At 37.8% G+C, this 22,625-nt stretch carries 23 protein-coding genes and 1 pseudogene; 8 read left to right on the forward strand and 16 right to left on the reverse strand.

Annotation, left to right across the window (positions count from 1 at the left end; genetic code table 11):
* The first annotated feature begins 79 nt into the window (after positions 1–79).
* The 3 genes from DIZ80_07720 to DIZ80_07730 all read left to right on the forward strand — a co-directional run bounded on the left by DIZ80_07720 (position 80) and on the right by DIZ80_07730 (position 3,168).
* Positions 80–2,389 (forward strand): thioredoxin domain-containing protein, encoded by a 2,310-nt coding sequence (locus DIZ80_07720; GenBank protein RDH84014.1) that lies wholly within the window; start codon positions 80–82, stop codon positions 2,387–2,389.
* A 125-nt stretch (positions 2,390–2,514) separates the two neighbouring features.
* Entirely contained in the window at positions 2,515–2,859 is a 345-nt protein-coding gene (locus DIZ80_07725; GenBank protein ID RDH84015.1) for a hypothetical protein, read from the forward strand.
* 27 nt (positions 2,860–2,886) lie between these two features.
* Positions 2,887–3,168 carry a hypothetical protein gene (locus tag DIZ80_07730; protein ID RDH84016.1) on the forward strand — a complete coding sequence of 94 codons (282 nt, stop codon included), beginning with the start codon at positions 2,887–2,889 and terminating at the stop codon, positions 3,166–3,168.
* Between the two features lie 57 nt (positions 3,169–3,225).
* On the opposite strand, the gene DIZ80_07735 is transcribed toward DIZ80_07730, so the two are convergent.
* The 3 genes from DIZ80_07735 to DIZ80_07745 form a co-directional block, all read right to left on the reverse strand.
* Positions 3,226–4,023, reverse strand: a complete 798-nt coding sequence (locus DIZ80_07735; GenBank protein ID RDH84017.1) for a fatty acid desaturase — start codon at positions 4,021–4,023, stop codon at positions 3,226–3,228.
* A gap of 187 nt (positions 4,024–4,210) precedes the next feature.
* Positions 4,211–5,407 (reverse strand): hypothetical protein, encoded by a 1,197-nt coding sequence (locus tag DIZ80_07740; GenBank protein ID RDH84018.1) that lies wholly within the window; start codon positions 5,405–5,407, stop codon positions 4,211–4,213.
* Positions 5,408–5,616: 209 nt separating this feature from the next.
* Positions 5,617–6,258 (reverse strand): hypothetical protein, encoded by a 642-nt coding sequence (locus DIZ80_07745; protein RDH84019.1) that lies wholly within the window; start codon positions 6,256–6,258, stop codon positions 5,617–5,619.
* A gap of 216 nt (positions 6,259–6,474) precedes the next feature.
* Between DIZ80_07745 and DIZ80_07750 the strand changes: the two genes are divergently transcribed.
* On the forward strand, positions 6,475–7,893 hold the full coding sequence (locus DIZ80_07750; protein ID RDH84129.1) for a glutamate dehydrogenase: 1,419 nt from the start codon (positions 6,475–6,477) through the stop codon (positions 7,891–7,893).
* Between the two features lie 40 nt (positions 7,894–7,933).
* On the opposite strand, the gene DIZ80_07755 is transcribed toward DIZ80_07750, so the two are convergent.
* The 13 genes and pseudogenes from DIZ80_07755 to DIZ80_07815 all read right to left on the reverse strand — a co-directional run bounded on the left by DIZ80_07755 (position 7,934) and on the right by DIZ80_07815 (position 19,532).
* Complete coding sequence (locus DIZ80_07755; GenBank protein ID RDH84020.1) at positions 7,934–9,334, reverse strand: nicotinate-nucleotide adenylyltransferase; 1,401 nt, start codon at positions 9,332–9,334, stop codon at positions 7,934–7,936.
* 101 nt (positions 9,335–9,435) lie between these two features.
* Complete coding sequence (locus tag DIZ80_07760; protein ID RDH84021.1) at positions 9,436–9,972, reverse strand: 23S rRNA methyltransferase; 537 nt, start codon at positions 9,970–9,972, stop codon at positions 9,436–9,438.
* Complete coding sequence (locus DIZ80_07765; protein RDH84022.1) at positions 9,972–10,952, reverse strand: hypothetical protein; 981 nt, start codon at positions 10,950–10,952, stop codon at positions 9,972–9,974. Before DIZ80_07765 ends, DIZ80_07760 begins: the two co-directional genes overlap by 1 nt.
* Positions 10,939–11,547 (reverse strand): hypothetical protein, encoded by a 609-nt coding sequence (locus tag DIZ80_07770; GenBank protein ID RDH84023.1) that lies wholly within the window; start codon positions 11,545–11,547, stop codon positions 10,939–10,941. Before DIZ80_07770 ends, DIZ80_07765 begins: the two co-directional genes overlap by 14 nt.
* 25 nt (positions 11,548–11,572) lie before the next feature.
* Complete coding sequence (locus tag DIZ80_07775) at positions 11,573–12,430, reverse strand: serine protein kinase RIO (GenBank protein ID RDH84024.1); 858 nt, start codon at positions 12,428–12,430, stop codon at positions 11,573–11,575.
* A gap of 184 nt (positions 12,431–12,614) precedes the next feature.
* Entirely contained in the window at positions 12,615–13,043 is a 429-nt protein-coding gene (locus DIZ80_07780) for a nuclease (protein RDH84025.1), read from the reverse strand.
* 136 nt (positions 13,044–13,179) lie between these two features.
* Entirely contained in the window at positions 13,180–13,533 is a 354-nt protein-coding gene (locus tag DIZ80_07785; protein RDH84026.1) for an FHA domain-containing protein, read from the reverse strand.
* A gap of 236 nt (positions 13,534–13,769) precedes the next feature.
* Positions 13,770–14,147: pseudogene (locus DIZ80_07790) on the reverse strand (hypothetical protein).
* A 592-nt stretch (positions 14,148–14,739) separates the two neighbouring features.
* Positions 14,740–16,020: a hypothetical protein gene (locus DIZ80_07795; protein RDH84027.1), complete on the reverse strand. Its 1,281-nt coding sequence runs from the start codon at positions 16,018–16,020 to the stop codon at positions 14,740–14,742.
* Between the two features lie 672 nt (positions 16,021–16,692).
* A complete protein-coding gene (locus DIZ80_07800; GenBank protein ID RDH84028.1) occupies positions 16,693–17,055 on the reverse strand; it encodes a hypothetical protein in 363 nt (120 codons plus the stop codon).
* 106 nt (positions 17,056–17,161) lie between these two features.
* Positions 17,162–18,019: a hypothetical protein gene (locus DIZ80_07805; GenBank protein RDH84029.1), complete on the reverse strand. Its 858-nt coding sequence runs from the start codon at positions 18,017–18,019 to the stop codon at positions 17,162–17,164.
* Between the two features lie 51 nt (positions 18,020–18,070).
* Positions 18,071–18,916 (reverse strand): phosphohydrolase, encoded by an 846-nt coding sequence (locus DIZ80_07810; GenBank protein ID RDH84030.1) that lies wholly within the window; start codon positions 18,914–18,916, stop codon positions 18,071–18,073.
* A 238-nt stretch (positions 18,917–19,154) separates the two neighbouring features.
* Positions 19,155–19,532 carry a hypothetical protein gene (locus DIZ80_07815; GenBank protein ID RDH84031.1) on the reverse strand — a complete coding sequence of 126 codons (378 nt, stop codon included), beginning with the start codon at positions 19,530–19,532 and terminating at the stop codon, positions 19,155–19,157.
* 201 nt (positions 19,533–19,733) lie between these two features.
* On the opposite strand from DIZ80_07815, the gene DIZ80_07820 reads away from it, so the two are divergent.
* From DIZ80_07820 to DIZ80_07835, 4 genes are all read left to right on the forward strand, one after another.
* The gene (locus DIZ80_07820) at positions 19,734–20,150 is read left to right on the forward strand and encodes a hypothetical protein (GenBank protein ID RDH84032.1); all 417 of its coding nucleotides are present in this window, start codon (positions 19,734–19,736) and stop codon (positions 20,148–20,150) included.
* Between the two features lie 94 nt (positions 20,151–20,244).
* Entirely contained in the window at positions 20,245–20,487 is a 243-nt protein-coding gene (locus DIZ80_07825) for a peptidase (GenBank protein ID RDH84033.1), read from the forward strand.
* 5 nt (positions 20,488–20,492) lie between these two features.
* Positions 20,493–21,173: a DNA-binding response regulator gene (locus DIZ80_07830; GenBank protein RDH84034.1), complete on the forward strand. Its 681-nt coding sequence runs from the start codon at positions 20,493–20,495 to the stop codon at positions 21,171–21,173.
* Positions 21,174–21,176: 3 nt separating this feature from the next.
* Complete coding sequence (locus DIZ80_07835) at positions 21,177–22,490, forward strand: two-component sensor histidine kinase (GenBank protein ID RDH84035.1); 1,314 nt, start codon at positions 21,177–21,179, stop codon at positions 22,488–22,490.
* The last annotated feature ends 135 nt before the right edge of the window (positions 22,491–22,625 follow it).

The raw sequence follows: 22,625 nt of genomic DNA on the forward strand, positions 1-22,625 counted from the left end.
CAAGACCTTGAAATTAGAATAATATATTAACTTACATATAGATTTTATTATATTAATATCCGAACGGCTTCAGTCTGAAATGATAATAAAGCTTCATTTACTCTTTCTAATCATACTGTTATTGAATAGCTTAACTCAAACTATTCATGCTACATCCAGTGACCCTGAAATACTTCCGGGCGCAATCAGTTTCAAAGCCTCGCTTGTAGAAAAAATAAAGAATTTAAAAATACAAAGGGGCGACAATTACAAACCAAGAACAAAACACTTAACACTTACAGGTAAAGCCAAATACACAAATCGACTCTTTCTCGAATCCAGCCCCTATCTTTTACAACACGCTCACAATCCGGTGAACTGGTATCCCTGGGGTGATGAAGCCTTTGCTGTTGCTGCGAAGCTAAAACGTCCCGTATTACTCAGCGTGGGTTACTCTACCTGTCACTGGTGCCACGTTATGGAAGAAGAATCTTTTGAAGACATAGAAATTGCAACCTATATAAATGAAAACTTTATTGCCATAAAAGTAGATAGAGAAGAACGCCCTGACATAGATGCTATTTATATGGCCGCACTTTACGCTCTGGGACAAAATGGTGGCTGGCCCATGAATGTGTGGTTAACACCGGATAGAAAACCATTTTATGGTGGCACCTACTTCCCTGCCAGAGATGGTGACCGGGGTAATTCAACAGGGTTATTAACTGTACTTAAAATACTTAAACACACTTACCAGACAAGAGCAGAAGAAATCATCGATAGAAGTGAGTATCTTGCTAATACAATTAAAAGAAATTTACAACCAGATTCAGAATCTACAATTCCTAAAATTGATGTTTTAAAATTAGCAGCAGAATACTATAAAAATAACTTTGATGCTTTTTATGGAGGCACAGGTAATGCACCAAAGTTCCCTAGCTCAACAGCTATTCAGTTTCTTCTGCGATACCATAATCGAACTGGAGATAAAAAATCGCTAGAAATTGTAGAGCTCACTTTAACAAAAATGGCAGCGGGTGGAATATACGATCAGATTGGTGGCGGTTTTCATCGTTACTCTATTGATAATGAATGGCTGGTTCCTCATTTCGAAAAAATGCTTTACGACAATGCATTACTTACCGTTGACTATCTTGAAGCATATCAGGTTACAAAAAATAAAAATTTTCAACGCATTGCAAATGAAATACTGCATTATATAAAAAGAGACATGACATCTGCCGAAGGTGCATTTTATTCCGCAACAGATGCTGATAGCCCCACCCCGAAAGGTGACAATGAAGAGGGATATTTTTTCACATGGAGTACTGAAGAACTAGTTAAAACATTAGGTAAAAAAAATTCAGATATAGTTATAAGGTATTATTCTGCATCAAAAGATGGAAACTTTGAAGGTAGAAACATACTTAACACACCTGTTAGCCTGGATTCATTTTCCAGAGAAAATTCTATAAATAAAGATAATCTGGTAGAAATTATTCGAGAATCAAATCAGATCTTATACCAGCAACGTAAAACAAGATTACCCCCTATTAGAGATGAAAAAATATTAGTAGCCTGGAATGGCCTGATGATATCTGCATTTGCAAAAGCGGGGCTTATTTTAAATAATCAGGGTTATATACAACAGGCAATTAATTCTGCACAGTTCATTCTAGACAACCTGTACATTAATGGACGTTTATTCAGAAGTTATAAGGACGGGGCTGCTAAACATAATGCATATCTTAGTGATTATGCTTTTTTAATTGCCAGTTTTCTTGACCTGTATGAAGCAACCTATGATATTAACTGGTTATATCAGGCCATAGATCTTGATAAAACACTTGAAAATCACTATGGAGATTCTAAAAATGGCGGTTTCTATATGACTAGTAATGACCATGAAAAACTGATTGCAAGAGAAAAACCCGGCTATGACGGTGCTGAGCCTACCGGAAATTCGATACATGCTTTAAATTTATTTCGATTAGGTGAATTTACTGCGAATACTAAATACACTAATCGCGCAGTAAAAACTATAAAGTCATTTTCATCCACACTAGAAAAAAGCCCAATGGCACTTTCAAAAATGCTATTAGCTGTAGATTTCTATTACGATAAAGCAAAAGAAATAATCATTGTTACACCTGATAAAAAAATACATGAAAGTGAAAAATTTATAAACGAGTTTAGAAAACAGTTTATTCCCAATCGAATATTATCTGTATTAAGTGAAGGGGAAAGCATTAAAACTGCGACAAAATTAATTTCTATAGCTGATGGTAAGGTGGCGATTAACAATAAAACAACCGCTTATGTCTGTACATTAGGTAGCTGTGAACTACCAACGAATAATATTAATATATTTTCTCAACAGATAAGTAAAACAGAATATCCTGATAAGTAACACCTAATGGTAAGCTTTCAATACAGCAGACTCACTGAAACTTATGAAAAACTATTTACGGCCAGTTTTTCACTCTTTCATCGACTATAATCGTATTTATCTAAACGTAGCTGGTACACGTACAAATGAAAATGCTTAATACAAATACTAAAAACACACCTGATAAGCAGGATAACCGTACCTGTGAACGTCTCAATTTAGAAAAAGACCTGAAGTTGTACCTGCTGAATGACAAAATACTTGAATGTAAAAGCACTGACATCAGTTTGGGTGGTATAAATCTAGCTGTCAAAAACCACCTTAATTCCGACTACCTTGGCTCTGATGCAACCATCACTTTTGATACAACCGATAGAGAATTCAACTGTAAAATTGTGCGCATCGATGAAGATCAACTAGCTGTTGAAATAAATAAAAAACAGGCAGCCAGTTTTGGTATGACGCTAACACAGAATATGTTTAGACGATAACCCCCCATTACATCAGGAGTTTAATAAGTGTGTATAAAGTATGGTGATAATGAACTTGATACAGTTAAAGCATTAATGACTATGAGCCTTAATTCAATTATTGCAGATATATTTAATCTTGAACTTGACGAAATAAGACCTGAGCTCAAATTTTACGATGATTTATCAATGAGTCCTGTACAGGAAAGAGACTTAATTAATACCATTGCTGAATATTTTGATGAATTAAAAGTTGATATTCGTAGAACGGATAATCTAAACAATTTATTTGAAGTTGTTGTTCTATCAGAATTTAGAAATCTGAATTAAATAAAAAGGGGGGCAACACTGCCCCCCCTTTTGTATTTATAAAGCATCTTAACTGAATTAAACAGGGTTAACCGCCGGAACGCCATCAATTAGTATATTCACGTAGCATTTTTCTGGTATTTTATCTTTAATAGTTTCATGTAATGCTGGCAGCTTAGACCAGTGAGCACCCGGCTTATGGTGATGAGCTGTGTGGTAACCAAGATTACCTGTGAAAACATTAAACCACTTACCCTCATTATTATAAGAGCCTTCAAATTCATTTGATGTATCCAGTCCCGCATGATGCCCATACGTTACCCAACATGTAAAAAACAAACTTAAAATCATGGGAATTATAAAGATGAATAACCCCTGCATAGGCTTATACCAGGTTAACAGGCCTACAATTAAAAATGTTAAGAACGTAAATATCAGATAATTCTTCTGTATTTTTGGAAAACGCTTGCCTACTTTAAATGCACGATAATGGGCCGTTGAAAAAATATTAAATGAATACTCAAGGTGCCCCATTGTTGAACCATCTTTTCTTTTCCAGCCGCTCTCATCTTTACTCTGATCGAGGAAATTAACATGATGACCTATATTATGATGAAGACACCACATATTCGTCGTTACACCGGTGTGTAAGGCATAAAAGAACTCTAGCACACGATTTAAAGCATTAGACCTGAATGTAGGGGTATGCTGGTGATGATGGTTCCATGCAGATATGTTTATTTTAACAATGAATAAAACTAACGGGTAAAAAGCCAGTAACCATATATTTTGAAGAAGAAAAAAAGCGGCAAAATCGAGTATTGAGAAAGCCAGTATAATTGCTACAGGCCATTTATCTTCTTTATATCTGAACATAGTTATCACTTATATATGAAATCGCACAGAAAGATAATCTTTTTTACGAGTGAGATCAACATATTCAGCTTGTTTTATGTCAACAGAAATACAATAGAAATAGAATAGAAACACACCATTTAACATCAATTACCTATGAAACCTTATTGTGTGGAACTATCAGCCTATTTACACACTATTAGTAATGTTAATCACACACACAATTACGTCCATTCTGCTTAGCTTTATATAAAGCTTTATCTGCTTTCTTTAACAGATCCCATGCTGAAACACCGTGTGCGGACGTATTTTCGGATGAATCCGCAACACCGATAGATACCGTTACCCTGACAGATTTATTTTTAGCCGTTTTAGCCCTTCTATCATTTTTTCTTCTGCTTGCACGATTAATCACAAAAGGTGTAGTGGCAATTTTTTCACGTAGCGCTTCCAGATGCTTAATAGATGATTCACTATCTTTGCCATTGAATACTATCGTAAATTCCTCACCACCATAGCGATACGACGTCCCCCCTCCACTCACTTTATTCATTTTCGTTGCAATCATACGTAACACTGCATCCCCCGTATCATGCCCATAGGTATCGTTGAACTTCTTAAAGTGATCTACATCTAGCATAGCTACCGTATATAACCCGCCCAGAGTCTGAAATTTCTCACGCAGCGCCCTTCTGGTAGGCAATTCAGTTAATTCATCCAGGTAAGCCATACGCCATGATTCGTGAATCACAGAATAAATACACATAATTAAAGCGATGACACTAAATACATTTAAGCTATCTTCCTTACTACCAAAGTGTAACTGTGCAATCAACATAACCAACACACCCAGTCCGGTAGCCATTTGCGATGTGGGTTTAAGAAAATAAAGAATTAGCATGTAAATAAAGACAAAAACCGAGATCATCACAACGCTTTGAGACTGTTGTGTCCAGTCAAAATAATGGACGGGTAACCAGTCTGTTAGAACAATCTGCAAGCCCCAGGTCGGTGTAGTTGTCGTTACAAACAAGGAAAAGAGAAGAGCCAGTAACAATAAGATATACGCTGGAATAGCCCTTACACTGATAATGCCGCGTTCGGGTAAAAGCGTTATGCCCAACAATAGTAACGGAAGAAAACCGGACAACAAACCATAACTCAGATTAGTTAGCGCAAGATGCAGACCATGAAAAATATTTGCAACAATAATTAGAAGCACATAAAAAAACACCTGGCTTCTATTAAAGTGGAAAGTAAAACCAAGCGCCAATATAGCCAGCATTATAGGAAGAAAAACCGTACCGGTTAAAATGGCTTCAGGTATTTTATAAAAATTATTATATCCATAGAATGCAGAAACAATTAGCAGAATTATAGGGATAATATTTTTAACAGGATTCATTTTTTATCAACATCATTTATCATTTAGTTTTTTCTTTTTAGCAGCATTGGTATTTTTATCTTTATCACTAAAAATAAATCGTCCTGCTAGTACACACCCTTTCATTCCCGGGTTACATGTTCTGTTTTCTACTCGCTGACACTTACCATCTGCTTCGTGCGGACAACCCCAACCACTCATACTCTTACTTCTCCCGATTATGTAATTATTTAAACCTGCTTCATGACGGGCTTAAAAGCTGACTGCCTGCCACTGAATAGATAAGTAGCTGCAGTTAATAAGCTTATTAAAATAAACACACTGATAATATTAATAATCCATGTAATTTCTTCGGCTGTATATAATAAAAATATATTGGTCGATATAACGACAAGTAAAAACATAAAAATATAATTATATCTTGAAGCAAGACTAAAACTGACCCTTGCAGACCACATATAACTACGTAAAATCATTTTTATTTCAAGTAACCACGAAATCACAAGCAGTAAACCACCAAAGACAAAAAACAGTTCATTTAATACCAGGCCCAGCTCCATAAGTGATACTGAAATAAACATAAGATAAGAAGCTGCGCCATACTGATCATAATCAATTTTAGTTGAATGATACCAGTCAGGTAAAAAATTTATTAACAGGCTTAATATAAATGGAGCGATAATCGCGACACTCATAATAAAAACGACCATCTCATCACGTACTGTTAAAACAACGGAATGATATAGCACCGCCATAACCACAACATGAAATAAAGACAGAGAAAGTGACAGCTTATATGGCACTGAAGCAACTTGCCACCACAACCGTCCTAACTTACTACGTTGATGGTTATTAATAACACCGACAGCCATACACATTATTTCTGCACTCAATTAATTAAAGATGCGTTTAACACACATGAGTGATTATACGCTTAATCAAGCTACATTAATAACGACTAATATCATTCGGATTATATTCCCTTTATATTTTAGTCTCATATCAAGAAAAAACAGGTTTTAGCTTGTTTTTCATCAAAAATATGCTTTGTATATAGTAGGGATAATAAAAACTGGAAATAAAAAATGATTAAAACAAACAATGAGCCCAGCTTTCGTAAAAGTGTAGACCTGATGGTCGATAAAGCAATAACAGCAATGAACCTTGATATGGGAACGGCTCAGGCAATTAAAACCTGCAATGCTGTCTTACAGGTAAAATTTCCAGTAAAAATCAGGGGCAAGATCGAAGTTTTCACCGGCTGGCGAGCCACTCATAGCACGCATCGTCTACCGTCTAAAGGTGGCATTCGATTTGCACCTTACGCTGATCAGGATGAGGTAGAAGCACTTGCCGCATTAATGACCTATAAATGCGCCATTGTTGATGTACCCTTTGGTGGCTCCAAAGGCGCGTTATTAATTGACCCTTCATTGTATGACAGGGATGAACTGGAAATGATAACCCGTCGCTTTACGCTTGAGCTAGTGCGCAAAGGTTTTCTTAGCCCTGCAACCAACGTACCGGCACCCGATATGGGCACAGGTCAGCGTGAAATGGCCTGGATTGCAGACACCTATAAACACCTGCACCCGGAAGATATTAACTACGTTGCCTGCGTAACTGGAAAACCGGTTCATCACGGCGGCATTCAGGGTCGCGTGGAAGCAACCGGACGTGGCGTCCAATATGCTATACGTGAATTTTTCCGCCATTCTGAAGATATCAAAAGTGCAAATTTTACGGGTACCCTTGAGGGTAAAACCTGTGTTATTCAGGGACTGGGGAATGTGGGTTACCATGCAGCCAAATTCTTAACTGAAGAAGATGGTGTAATAATTACAGCCGTAATAGAACGAGATGGCGCATTAATTTCTGATCAGGGCATTAATATAGAAGATCTGTTTCAGCATATCAGTGAACATGGAACGATTAAAAATTTCCCAAGCGCATCTTTCGAAGAAGACGGACTCAAGGTATTAGAAAAAGAATGTGATATTTTAATTCCTGCAGCACTGGAGAGTCAGATTACGCTCGAAAATGCAGATCGAATCAATGCTAAATTGATTGTTGAAGCAGCAAACGGTCCAATTACCTACGGTGCAGATGAAACTCTAAATAAAAAAGGTACCATTATAATTCCCGATGCCTATGCAAATGCTGGTGGTGTGACGGTTTCATATTTTGAATGGATACGAAATATTTCCCATATGAGGTTTGGCCGCATGCAGAAAAGGCATGATGAATTACGCGGCCATCAATTTGCATCCATGCTAGAGGAAGCAACGGGTAAAAGCGTTTCTAATAATTTACGCAGTTCTATCACCAAAGGCGCTGATGAGCTTGATCTGGTACGCTCCGGTTTAGACGATACAATGCGTTTAGCTTATCAACAGATACGTGACACACTTGATAACAATGAAAATGTACATGACTTACGTACAGCATGTTATGTCGCATCAATAACTAAAATTGCTCGTTCTTATATTGATATTGGTGTTTTCTAATGCATTTATTAAATTAAAGAACATGAAACAACATTAAAAATCATAAATTAACATTTAAAAGTTTTTTATCTTTTATAAGGGCTTTTACTTTCTCCGGCACTTTAGTTTCCCAGTTATTGTGTCCGTTTTTAATTTCTTCAAGTACTTCATGTGAGTGTATGCAAAGAAAATCTCTATTAACCGTATTAAGAGGTGAAATAAATTTATTATCCACGAGATAATGGTATAAATGTTTTAAATTTTCTTCCGGCTCAAAATTATCAGTGGTTGTTAAATCGTTAATATCGTTATTTTTACAGCAGGGAGATACATAAAGGCGCAACTCATACTTAAACAGACGACCAAATGCCTCGAGGATTCCACCGGGTAAATTTTCATAATAGTGCTCATTAAAAATATCTTTCAAGGTTGGAATACCAAGTGCAATAGCCATCGGCCTGGTGGTACATCTAAACAGGTAATCGGCCAGCTTATAATACTCACCCATATTTGATATAAGAACGTTTTTTCCTAATGCACAAAGTATATCAGCCCTTTGTAAAAAATCTTCTACATCTATATCACTACCATCTTTTAAATTGTGTACAGTCATTTCTGATATCACCATTAACTCATCATCTGATAAATCATGATCATCTAGAAAAATTTCCTGCGCACAATCCAGCATATCCATATTTAGCAATGTAGGCGGATTGAAACGGCTACGTTCAATTAAAACCGCTTTTTTATACAATACATCAGCTGGCAGAACAATTTCACCCTCGGAGTTAAACATAGCACCCGGAGTCATCCCAAGCTCAACCAGTCTCAATGCCATTAACCGATTATCAACTGATTCAAAAGCCGGGCCGGAGAAATCTATCATATCAATTTCAAGCAACTCAAAAGACAGATCATCCATTAATGACTTTAGTAAGTACTGCGGATCCTGGTGAAAATATAATGCTGCATAAATCAGGTTCACACCCAGAATACCAAGCGTTTCCTGATCCTGAATACTTTTTTTGCCCTGGAGATGAACATGCAAATCTATCTGTGATGGTTCACTACAGGGTGAACTTTGAAATTTAACTCCGATCCAGCCCTGACCGTCAACATCTCTTGAAAAACTACGTGAGGCAACCGTATTTGCAAAAGAGAAAAATGTACTTTCATCCCCTCGCTTATTACCCAATCGCTCAATAATAAGCTGGTACTCCAGATCAAGCATAGAGCTTAACCGATCGCGACTAACATAACGGGGTGACTCTCCATAAATAGAATCACTAAACTGCATATCATAAGCTGAGATTGCTTTGGCAATTGTGCCAGCTGCTCCGCCAACCCGAAAAAACCATCGAGCGGTTTCCTGCCCTGCTCCTATCTCGGCAATCGTGCCATACTGCCCTTTATCCAGATTAATTGAGAGTGCTTTTTGATGAATATCTGTAGTGGGGTCCACGAATGCTGTTCCTGATTAATTAGATGTTATTCAGGAGTATAGTCAGTTTTAAATTAAAGAATGTTTTTAAAGTGCATATATAAACAGAAGATTTAAGTTTTCTAAACAGACTGCTTTTTAAACTTTAAATTATTATTTGTATCACGATTTTCTAAAATAAGCTGATGATTATCAAAACACTGATCTGATTTTGTTAGCCTGTCATAAAGCAAAACATTAACAGTCGCTGCAAGATTCATACAACCCACCGTGGGCACATATACAACCGCATCTGCGCGATCTATGATTTTCTGACTGATATTCCCATCTTCAGGTCCGAATATATACAGAGCTCTCTCAGGGTGCTGATAGCTGGGTAAAGGCGTGGCACCTTCAGCAAACTCAACACAAACCACCTGCATACCCTCAGACACCTGATCAATCAGGTCTTCAACACCCTTAACAGGAATATTGAGGCTAACAGATCGATTTATATTAGGCGTATCAGGATTTTTTCTTAACGCACGTAAATAACGTGACCCAGTATGGAAAATAGCATCAACCCGATAATTGCCTGCTGCCCGCCTTACTGAATTTACATTATCAGGACTTTTAGGATTACATAAACCAATGCAAACCTGTAATTTTTCTTTTAACATTAGTTGAGAACTCTAATTGAAATATCATTATACCAGTCTGGCCATCTTGGAATATCCACTTCAAAAATAACCGACCATTTTATATCGTTATCAGATGCTTCAAATGATGCGGGTGCATTTTCAGGTATCATAAACTGGCACTTACGGTTTACAGGAAAATTTTTAGACAACTCACCCTTTTGAAGTAATTCCATTGTTTCTTCAAAGAACCTATGTCTATGGGTTGTTTTATTCGTTCCCGAGCCACTGACTGAAATTTCTTCACCTGATAATTTTGCAGTAATTGTATGAATATTTATTTTATCTCTGGGAGTAAATTTAATCGTGGCATTAAAGTAATCACCCGGAAAATAATCTTCCTTATCCACGGTACAGGTCACCTCTCCTAGTTTTCTTTCAGCAAGAGAGCTTTGTATCATTTTATAAAATATAATTGAGCCTACTATAGAAAAAATAGTACCTATAAAAAAACTCTCTCCCGTATAAACAAATGTAATACCGATTATAACAAATATTAATGGAAATAACTTCCACCACCCCTTGTCATTAATTGAGACCTGTTTTTTATCTAAGCTATTTCTATATAAATAATCTCGCTCATCTGAATCAACTTCATCGTTTTTTTCCAGTATAAAGTCAACTTCCCCGCTTGGGTCTAAACTCCACGGTATATCGGCCTTTGCCTTTAAATACCAGTCGATATTAAGTATGTGACCATGATAACTTAAGGGGCCTTCTTCCAGTTTAAATGAAAATGGATATGCGTAAGCACCCGGTTGCCATACACCGGAAAACAGAGTTTCAGTATCATGGCAACCACGACTACGATTACCTTTACCATGTGTCTGCCAGTATTTTTCTATTGTAAGACCATCGCACTTACACTCTTTATCAATCTGTACTTTTACTTCACCAGTTACCGTATCACCTATTTTATAATGAGTTTTTTCAGCTGTTACAGTGATATCACACTTTGACATTTTCTATCCTTTCCATTTGCTGAAACAGCTCATATAAATGACCTTCCATTGAGCGTATATCATCACCATAAAGGGTTTTAAGTTTTTTAATTGCAAACTGATCAACAACGGGTATTGCGCCATCATTTCTTTGCGCAAATTTAATACGCTGTGTGAAAATATCCCTTAATGTCAGCTCATTTTCCATACATACTTTTATAGTGGTGACACTAAAGCCCGCTTTATGAAGTTCTTTAGAAAGATCAGCGTGGCTAGTAAAAGCAATTGAACTGGTTTTTTTATATAACTCTAGTCTTGATTTTTTAGTTAGATTTTCAACACTATCGACAAACCGAATAAACTGTTCTGTAAAGTCAGGTTTATCACCCTGATAAATTTTTATATATTCTGTTTTAGAATAATAATCATGCAGTGATAAAAGATGGGTGGTTTTACCTCGACCATGATCTGCTAAAAACTGTATAGCAGTAGCTTCTTTATTAAGACTCTTCGTTAAGGATTCAATATCAACAAATGCGACTTGTTTACGTTGATCTGAAGTCAACTCGCCAAAAGGGTTAAAACGTAAATTAAGATGATCAAATGGTAAATTCATAACTGACAAAAGCAATCATTGTAATTTAAACAACAGGCACTTCATCATTCATTCGTAACAGACGAGCCTGCTCTTCTTCCCAGGCAGCTTTTATTTCATTTAGAACAGTATCCACGTCAGCTTCTTCTTCCGTTTCTTCAAATAAACCGGTTAATTCTGAATCGGGGTGTAACTGCCCATTTTCATATAGGTCCCAAATTTCCCGGGCATATTGTGTGCCTTGTAATTCAGGTGCAAATAGCGCGTAATAACTGGTTATTTTATTCACATCGCGAGCTAACATACGCTCAGCATGATTATTAGCAGACGCGTCAACAGCCTGAGGCAAGTCAATTACCACAGGGCCATCACCATCCACAAGTACATTAAACTCTGATAAATCACCATGAACCAGCCCGGCACATAACATACGAGTAACATATGCCATCATCACTGCATGATCTTCCAGCGCTATTTCAGCTGACATTTCTACATCACCCAGACGAGGCGCTACTTCTCCCTCTTCATTGGTAATTAATTCCATCAGAAGAACGCCATCCACACAACCATAAGGTTCAGGCACGCGAACCCCTGCGTTGTTCAAACGATATAATGCATCAACTTCTGCCGTTTGCCAGGTTTGTTCCTGCTCATTACGGCCAAACCTGGAGCCCTTACTCATTGCGCGAGCACGGCGGCTATTCCTAACCTTACGTCCTTCCTGGTATTGAGAAGCCTTTTTAAAGCTACGTTGGTTCGCTTCTTTATATACTTTGGCACAACGAATCTCACCGCAACTACGAACGACATAAACGGTGGCTTCTTTGCCACTCATCAGCTGATAAAGAACTTCATCTATAAGGCCGTCTTCAAGAAGGGGCTGGAGTCGTTTTGGTGTTTTCATGGCGCTTTTATACCCTACTTACAGGCAGGATGAAATAACATGAGGCTAAGAATGTGATAAATAAGGTGATTTTTAATGAAATTAAGGTGTTTTTGCGATTTAAGTTAGAAAATACTGGCTCGTTTAGAGTGATTTTAAATATTTTAAATAACAGATTATTAGTTAGAAAAAACAATTTAAAAGACTATTTCACACACCAGCCCTGACGTTTACCACCGTTATAAGGTCGTCCGTGTTTAGCCATAATCAGTGCTTTTGCCAGATTCTGGTCATCTACGAACACATCTGCCAGTATTCTGAAGTATTTACCGCGTTTAATATTCCGAAGCTCAATATAACTACCTGAGCGTAAAAATTGCACTGTAAACTGTTTTGCCAGACGAGCGGCTGTTTTTTCTGACGTACATTTACCCCTGATCTCAGGTGCATCTACACCAAGAACCCGTACAGATATACGTTTACCAATAACATCCGGCCAGCCTTTGATATTAACCTTGAACGTATCCGCATCATAGATACTGGTGACTTCTGAAACAACCACATCACCAAAATGCTTATCCGCTGCTAATGCAGCCGAAGAAACCAGCATAAACAAAACAACTAAAAACTTCATTACAACACAACTTGAAAAAATCTACTGCTACATTAGATATCACCCTGCCTGAGAAAGTAGACATCACAGTAAATTACACACCAGACAGTGTGTTCATTATTACATAAATTTCAAATCAGTCGATATTTCCTACTATTTATTCGTCAGGCACATAAAACTCTGTTTGAGTCCCTATACCTGCTTTTGCATCAAATATTTTAAATTCATGAGTACCTATACGAATCTGGTCATTATGCTTAAGTCTTATATTTGATATTTTATCACTGTTTACATAAGTCCCGTTCGTGCTGCCCAGGTCATCCAGTGTTATATCAAATATAGAGTCCATATAGGGACTACGCTCAATATTAAATCGTGCGTGCTGACTACTGACAGCTCCATCATCCAGTTGTAAACTATTACCCTTTGCTCGGCCAATCGTATACTCACCTATTTGCATATCAATTTCGGATACCACAACGCCATTAACTATATGTTTTAATTTAATCACTCTATTAACCTTTTAAGGTATATACCTAAATATACGACTACTCACTTTTGAAATTATAACGCCTGATGTCATCAGTTTAAATGATTTGAACTGAACTCTGGGACATATTTCAAATTAACCTGAAACACCCGCGTTACAGGACAAGGACTTTACTTTTGACCTTTACCGTTGCCCTTGTTCTTATTCTTGCTATTACCCTTACCACTTTTATTTTTCTTATTTTTAGCGCTCTTTCCATGCATGTCATCACCCTTTTTCAATGCATGAAACTCTTGTGAACCAGGCTTGATACCCAGATTTTTAGCCATATTACCCCAGCCTTTATGTTTACTTCTCTGGTATTCGTTAAGAACCTGATCAGTTGAACGGCCAGACAACTCACCCAGACGTAACACCATATATGCATCAGAGTAGTTGTCGACAGAGCGAATTACCGTGTTAACTTCGGTACTGCCAATATGGAAACGCGTACCCAGCTGGATTCGATAACCTGAAGAATCTGCTTCCGCTTTAATATCAAAATTTTCGAGCCATTCAAAGTCACCTGCATAAGATGTAGAAACAAAAATAATTTGAATAATCAATGCAAATACAGGTTTTAATAGTTTGTTCACTGTTTTTCTCCCCGGAATAATAATTATATGGTATGAGAATAGTATAAATATAATGATTTATAAATTCTGTTAAATGGTTCTTTAATTGAAAAGTTTTCAGAGCATTCTGAAAAATGCCTTATAGCAAGATATACATGCAAAATTATCAGCAAAAAGATATTGTGTCGTGGTTATTATTAAGACCATCATTAAATTAATATAATAGATATCAACAACTGTAACTATGAATAAGCCAGATCGCGTTTTTTCATAGAACAAAACAAACTCTCAGCTAAAGAAATATACAGCATGGATTACAGGAGAATTGGATAGAAGCTTAAATTAATGCATTGATCGTCGCTAATTGACCTGATAGAAGACACGATCGTTTGTTGACGGGAATGTTCAGAGAGTTTCTTTCGGTAAATGATTCTTGCACTTTCTATGCTTAACTATTTAAAAAAATTGTGCTGATAAACCGACCATGATGAGTAAAGCTATGTCAGTAAACGCTGAAGGCAGACTTACCGCCGGCCTCCAGCTATACAGTATAGAGATCTAATCTCTCACGTTATATATGACTTCGTCAGATCTTATCTAAAGAACAATAAAATCATAAATCATTGCAGTCAACGGTGCCAAGATGGTCTTTAAACACCGCTGCCTCTTCGCTTTCCCAGAATTTCTTGTAGGTTTCCAGCGCAAGTGGCATCACTGCCTGGTTATCAGCTTTTTCGCGTATTTTTGGGTCATCACTTAAACCGCACTCAACATTTAACACCAGTTCTTTGTGAGCATCCTCAAACACCATAAACCCTTCATAAGTTGCAAAATCAAGTGCCCGTTCCTGCTGAACATGGCAGGCACGACATCCGGGCGCTACAGACTTAAGATATAATTCATCAACACCTACAGGTGCAGCAGGTGGTAACCATCCAGGGGGGACGAAATCACCATTGAAGATGTTACCAGGCATTCCAGGGCCACCATACCAGCCTTCTATTAATTCATGACCTCCTGGAAGCCGTGAACCGCCAGCAACCTCATCCTCATCTTTTGTGCCACGATGCGTAATCAGAGCGACCTGATTCATTTTTTTGTATGCAGTTTGTTGATCTGCTTTAGTGAGTCCACGCGCCAGGTTTGGGTCAAATGCAAAATTATTTAAGTCCATAGGGAGGAAAAGTGCGCCGGTGTTTCCACTGTTAGCATAACTACCATCTTTTTTGAGCTTTTCTGGTGTTCCGCCATGGCATGTATTACACAGCCCGGGGATCGGTTTTTCTCCACGACCATCAAGATCAGGCTGGAAAGGAATACTCTCACCCGCTGAATTAAGCTGATTGCGTGAATCTGCCCCGGTATAAGCATAAAATGTAATAATTTTATTTGACGGTGAACTGCCATCTGCTGCAGATACCCTTTCCATTGTAACGGATGCTAATCTGTTTGTTCTGTTTGCAGCATCATCAAAAGTTGGGTAGTTTTCAATAACTGAATAGATATTAGGGTTGGGGTCAGTGCAACTCGGTTCACAGCGAGCCGTTACCCGCCGAATAAAGCCAAGGTCTGCTATATTTTGGTGAACCACTGTTGTTGAATCAGGATTAACATCAAAAGGACCTGTGGTGCTGTAATCACCTCGGTTGTTAATGAATCCCGTTTCAACTAACCAGTCGGCATAAGTTGTCTTTTTACCATCAGGGTCCACAGCTGCGTAATATGCAGTAGCCGAGACCGCATCTTCCGGTACATGTCTTTCAAGAAAGGTTAAAAAAGTGTCTGGATCAGGTGGGATAACACCTGTCGCCTGTGCATTAAATGCAACGGACACCAGCATGGATGCTGAACAAATTGCTACTGAAGATAATTTCTGTGTTAACTTAATACTCATGATTTTCTCTCCTGTCATTTAATTTATCATTTAACTTACAAAAAACTGTATACATAGTTTTGATAATCCTCACGGCGTTAAAACGTGTGAATTGTTTTTGCGACAATATACCTCCCGGATTTTTATGGTTTTGAATAAAACGTTATTGTGGTTGATGACGCAATAGAAATACATCATCACGAATGAATAGCTACGATTACTGTGAGAATTTACTTAAACTGAAATGATTGATGCGTTTACAGATACATTCCATTAGTAATCAAGTCCTGTGAGCAATGCGCATAAAGAAGACGTAAGGGTACTATCAAAATTACCCGTTAGTATATAATGTAAACACTGTATTTTTTACCTACAGTAAATCCAGAGAAGATAGATATGTTTTAAAAAATATAAACCCTACTTTTTATGAGTTATATTTATTTAAATAGCTGTTTTTAATATATTAAATTGAGTTTTACGTTGAGGATATAACAAACCTGGACTTATATATCTAATCTTAGTCTTCTACCCTGCTCTTTCAATTCAGAAAAAGCACAAACAAATACTACCGACCATCTAATTTAGCTTCGACCGGTGCATGGTCTGTAAATTTAAAGGTTTCATGATAGATAGAAAATAAACTCAGGTATATTTGTAATCCAGGTAGATTAATTTTTAATAATTAATTCTAACCTATAACATGGGCATACTTTTTTTATCCATCAGATTCAGGACGCCTCGGATAATACGGTAGATAACCCATAATCCTGTTAGCACAATCATAAGAAATGCAATCGGGATTCCAAAGAAGGTAAGTGCAATTAATATGGATACAATTAACCAGAGCAATGCATACCAGAATGTTTGAATAAGCCATTCAAAATGTGATTGCAAATAAGTATCAACAGCTTCACCTCTTTTAGCATAACTAATTATCACCGCAATAATAGACGGCCATCCCGTTAAAAAAGCGGTTAAGATAAACGCAGAAGATAATACGCCATTTAGTGCACTAAAAAAATGCAAGCCATATATAATATAAACAAGTGTGATCAGTCCGGCAACAGGTTCTTTATTAAACTTAAGATCAAATTCATTTAATTCACCGAACTGTTTGTATTCTTTATTACTGATACATTCACCTTTAAATATCTTATTAAAATTATGCAGATTTTTTATTTTTAAATAACATATTCATTACCATTGATGCCTGCTGATCAACTTCCTGTTTAAGTGCTGGCATATCCTCAATAGATAAACCGGTTAACTGCCAGCAAACCGGATTAACCGCCAATGTTTCCGGGCTTATAGTTTTTTCAGCCAGTGCGTTTTCTGTTATTACTGATGCAATATGAATAATTGCCGTTTCCAGTCTGTAGTCCGGTGCTTTCACAGGTTCTATATGGAACTGCGTAATATCCTGCAAACTTTTAGGTAATTGCCACTCGCGCATTAATTCAGCACCAACCTGTGCATAATCAAAACCCAGCACTTCGCGTTCAGCCAGATAAAGATCTATATTTTTCTGTGTGGATAGTTCGATTGCCTTTTTAGATTCTTCCGGCATTTTCTGAAACGTCACCAGATGACCGATACCATGTAATAGTCCGGCAATAAAAGGCCTTTCTGTATCAATATCGCCACAATGATAAGCCAGTAATCGTGCCGTCACCGCACAGTAAACACCGTTAAACCAGAAATCATAAATATTAAAAGAATCGTTTGTGAAACCGGAAAAACTATCTACAACTACAGTCGCTAGAACCAGATCATGCACCTGCTGAGTTCCAAGCAGGTTGATAGCATGCGTCATGGTATCGACTTTTGTTCTCAGTCCAAAAAATGAACTGTTCACTAATTTTAAGAGGCGCGCAGTGATTGCTGGATCATGTACAATAATTTGTGCAACATCCGACATTGATGAATTGGGTGAATTAATAACACTTCTTAAGCGAATATATACATCAGGCAAAGAGATTAATTCGATAGATTCTTTAACCAGAGATTCAGCAGTTTGCATAATTTTTTTCTTTATCTTTTATTAATGTTCATTATAGAAACAGAACTTTTTTTACAACTCACCTTCCCATCCTGATTCCACGGTAAAACCTGACGCTTTAACATGTCCACCACCACCATACTGTCTTGCAATTTCACTCACATCAATACCCTTTTCACTAGAGCGTAAACTAAATGATCGGCCACCAGCATGATCCCAGTAACAGGCTGCGAATGGCTCATCCAGTGCCATAATATTACCCGCATCAGATATATAAGTGGTAGAAACATTTAAAACAGGCACATTATAACCACCTATCATCATTCGTCTGACCCCGGAAGCAATTAAATCCTGTATATCTTTTTGCAATTTACGCTCTATTGCAGCACCATCACTTCGAAGAGCATCAAGTTCACCTGATTCGTTCGCCATCATTTTATCCCACAGATCAAAATCATAAGGATAAGATGAAAGCCCGGTCGTGACTTCTCGCGTACCATCAATTTTAAACTGCCACAGATCACGATCCTGAATATGCTCTATTAACTTCGGTGCAGGTGTTTGTGGATGAAACCATTCCCATGCCAGCATAGCGCCAGACTTATTCATATCAAACTGACCTTTTACCTCTCCACTGCTTAATAAACCAGCCAGCTCTTTTTCAGCGGATATATGATGATCCAGAATAGTAATACTTGCGGCTGTTGTTAACATATCAACCAGCACATCCTTTTTATATGAAAAATCGACTATAAATACATCTCGCCCATTCACATCTGGTGGTGTCTGCTGATGAACTCCTTTATAAAAATCAACACTATCACCTAATGCATGACGTACAGCCCATGCTGCTCCAAATCCATCCGGGCAATTGCCATGAAAAATGCATAATTTATTATTGTTATTATTTTTTCTCATTTTTATAAATCACTTATCGTTATAATTATTATTTGTGGATAAATATCCCTACTTAATAAAACATAGTCAAATGTATAATAAATCTATGTTTTTATTGGCTTTATTTAACCTATAGATTGTTTACGTGTCAATCAATTCCCTCGATAGATCTAAATATTAAAATAGTTTAAAAAAGAAGATAAATTAAATCATGATGTACGCCAGACACACTCAGAATCGTATAAACAGATATTTAGCCTTACTTATAAACCTCGCTCATCGATTTGAACTGTTTGATAAGGCTATCGCACTTCGGTTTTGATGCTTCACAGAGTGTCGTAATTTCTGTTTCAATGCCCTTACTTTTCACTCGAATTGTCTTTTTTATTAATGCCGGATACGCGGTATGATCAAGCGGAGCAAAAAACCAGATAACATGATTACCATTTTCAATCAGAGAAACGATTTCCCATCCACCTTGCTTACTTACATTAACAGATGGCTGTTTTTTTAAACTTTCAAGAATAGTTGATACGGAACTAAAATCGACAGGATTTTTATTCTCAGCAAATATAGTTGATGAAAAACTGATCATTAGAGCCGTAACGAGAACACATGTTTTCATTCGTTTATCCATTTAAAGCTGCCGGTAGTATGTGCGTTAAGTTTTACATAAACCATTAGAAGAACACAAATTTATACAGATAATTTAATACACTAGATAACTACATCCGTTCAGCTTCCGTTCAGCTTCCGTTCAGCTTCCGTTCAGCCAGCTTAAGTTACCTTGTAGTCATCGGGTATGACCTGATTTATTTATTCACTCGGGAGAATCAAGATGAACATTATTACAACTATCAAAACACTGCCTCTACTTGGTGCATTTGCTATTGGGCTGGCCATAACACCCACACTGTCAGTCGCAGACGGTAATGACCGTGGACGGCACAGTGCCCATCATTCTGAACAAAATGGGCACAATAGCCACTTACAGCACCGAGGAAATAGTCGTAATCATTCTAATCATGGATATCAGAGTCGCCATGGACACCATCAAAGAGCCAAACACCGTCACGGACACAAACATCATAAGGTAGTGCATAATTACAGCAGACATGATCGTAACAGACATGAACACACCTATCCCCGGCATAATTACCGATTTTACCAACCGCGTCATTTTTTAAACCTGTCTAACCTGGGTCTTACTTTCGGTGTGCATACTGATAATGTTGATATTATTTATCGTGACTAAAACATAACCATGCACCCTGATCAGGTCGCATTATGTGGTAGCCGAAAGCACTGCAGTGTAAACTGCAACCTGATCAACCATTGCGACCGGGCTTATGAGAACACTTACTACCTATATTCTATTATTGACGCTTTTACTGGTAACGCCTGTATTTGCAAAAGCCGATGGTAATTTAAGCAAACAACAGGCAATGAGCATCGCTCAACAGAATAACCCGGGACGGGTACTCGCAGTGAAACAGAGCGGTGGCGTTTACCGGGTAAAAATACTCAATACTAATGGTGAGGTTCGTGTTATTTCAGTTGATGTAAACAGTGGGAAAGTGATTAACCGGTAATCTCTATGCGCATTTTAATTATTGAAGATGAGCTGGAATTACTAACCGATATTGAAACCAGACTACAGTCTGAAGGTTATATTGTTGACACCAGCAGTGATGGAAATGATGGTTATTTCATTGCTACGGAATACCCGCTGGATGCGGCTATTATTGACATCGGCCTACCGGGCATATCGGGTATTGAAGTAATAAAAAAACTACGTCAACAGGGACATACTCTTCCCGTACTCATATTAACGGCACGCAGTCGCTGGCAGGAAAAAGTAGAAGGTCTGGAGGCCGGTGCCGATGATTATCTGGTAAAGCCTTTTCAGATGGAGGAATTACTCGCAAGGGTTAAAGCATTATTACGTCGAGCCAGCGGATCAGCTTCAAACGATCTCAGCTGTGGCTGCATTACATTAAAAGTCGATACACAACAGGTTTTACGTGATAATAACATTATCGAAGTAACCGCATTTGAATACCGACTGCTTGAATATCTTATGCGTCATTCAAGTGAAGCCATATCAAAATCCCGCCTGGCAGATTACCTCTACCCGCACGATGATGATCGTGACAGCAATGTTATTGAAGTACTAATAGGTCGCCTGCGCAAAAAACTCGATCCTGATGGCTCAATCAACCTTATCGAAACACTGCGTAATCGGGGTTATCGCTTCACCTTATGTGATGGTGAATAATTAATGTCTCTTAATCTACGCATCATATTAAGCGCAACCACTGTACTGATAATATTCATAACCCTCACAGCCGCTGCATTGAACCGCGCATTTGTAGAGAGCACTGAAAGTGCACTGCGTGATAACTTAACGAGTCAGTTATATGCCCTGCTTGCTGCCGCAGAAATAGTTGATAATGAAATTTTAATGCCGTCCAATGAACTTGATGCCCTTTTAGGTTTACCCAGCTCAGGTGTATACGCCACTATAACAAAGCAGACAGGTCAGGTTTTATGGCAATCCTCATCAGCACTCGGAACAATACTTCCTCCAGTAGAAGTATTACAAAGTGGTAATAAACGTTTTAATAAACGTAGTGTAGATACACAAAATTACTATAGTTTTTCCTATGGCATAAACTGGATAACTGACTCAAGCACCCTTGCGCTTACATTTACTATTACAACCGATCTGGTGTCGTTTAATAAACAAATCACAGAATACAGAACCACCTTATGGGGCGGGCTATTAGCGATGGCCTTTTTATTAGTTATTAGTCAGGCCGCTATACTACGCTGGGGCTTAACACCACTGCGCCAGGTTGGCATTGAATTAAGCAATATAGAACATGGCAGACAGCAACAAATAGACCAACACTACCCACAGGAAATTGAACAGTTCACCAATAATATCAACAAGTTGTTACAACAGGAACGCGACCAGAAAACACGCTATCGTAATGCCCTGGGAGATCTGGCTCATAGCCTTAAAACACCTCTGGCAGTTATACAGAGCGGTCTGAACTCAAACAGTGAAACAGATGCATCAGCACAGGAACAGATCACGCGGATGAATTCAATTGTTGAATATCAGTTACAGCGTGCCGCAACGGCAGGTACATCCAGTAGCGCTGCATCACTAAATGTGAAAGCCATAATAGACAGAATGCTTGAATCACTAAAGAAGGTTTATCGTGACAAGATAATTACCCTGAATATAGAGGCGGATGAAAACCTTAGCTTTAAAGGTGATGAAGGTGATCTTATGGAGTTATTAGGCAACCTGTTTGATAACGCATATAAATGGGCAAATACCCAGATTACTGTTATAGCCGAAAAGAAAGGTAAAAAGTTATCACTACGTGTAATAGATGATGGTCCGGGTATGAAACCTGAACAGGTAGAAACATTATTACAACGAGGTAAACGAGCCGATCAGAATATTGCTGGACACGGCATCGGGTTATCGATTGTTGGCAATATAGTAGACGCTTATCAGGGAGAGTTATTTATCAGGGAAAGTGCTTCAGGTGGAGCTGAAATTGAAATCATTCTATAGCTAACTGATATCAGATGCCTGTAGTCAAATATTGTTAAAACCACTAAACACCTCCTCCACAGTAAAGACCATATGCCTTCTGTACTTAACATGTCCACACATTAAGCATCAACAACATTAACAACCCGTTCAGCT

The sequence above is a fragment of the endosymbiont of Galathealinum brachiosum genome, from assembly GCA_003349885.1.
Taxonomy (GTDB): Bacteria; Pseudomonadota; Gammaproteobacteria; order SZUA-229; family SZUA-229; genus SZUA-229.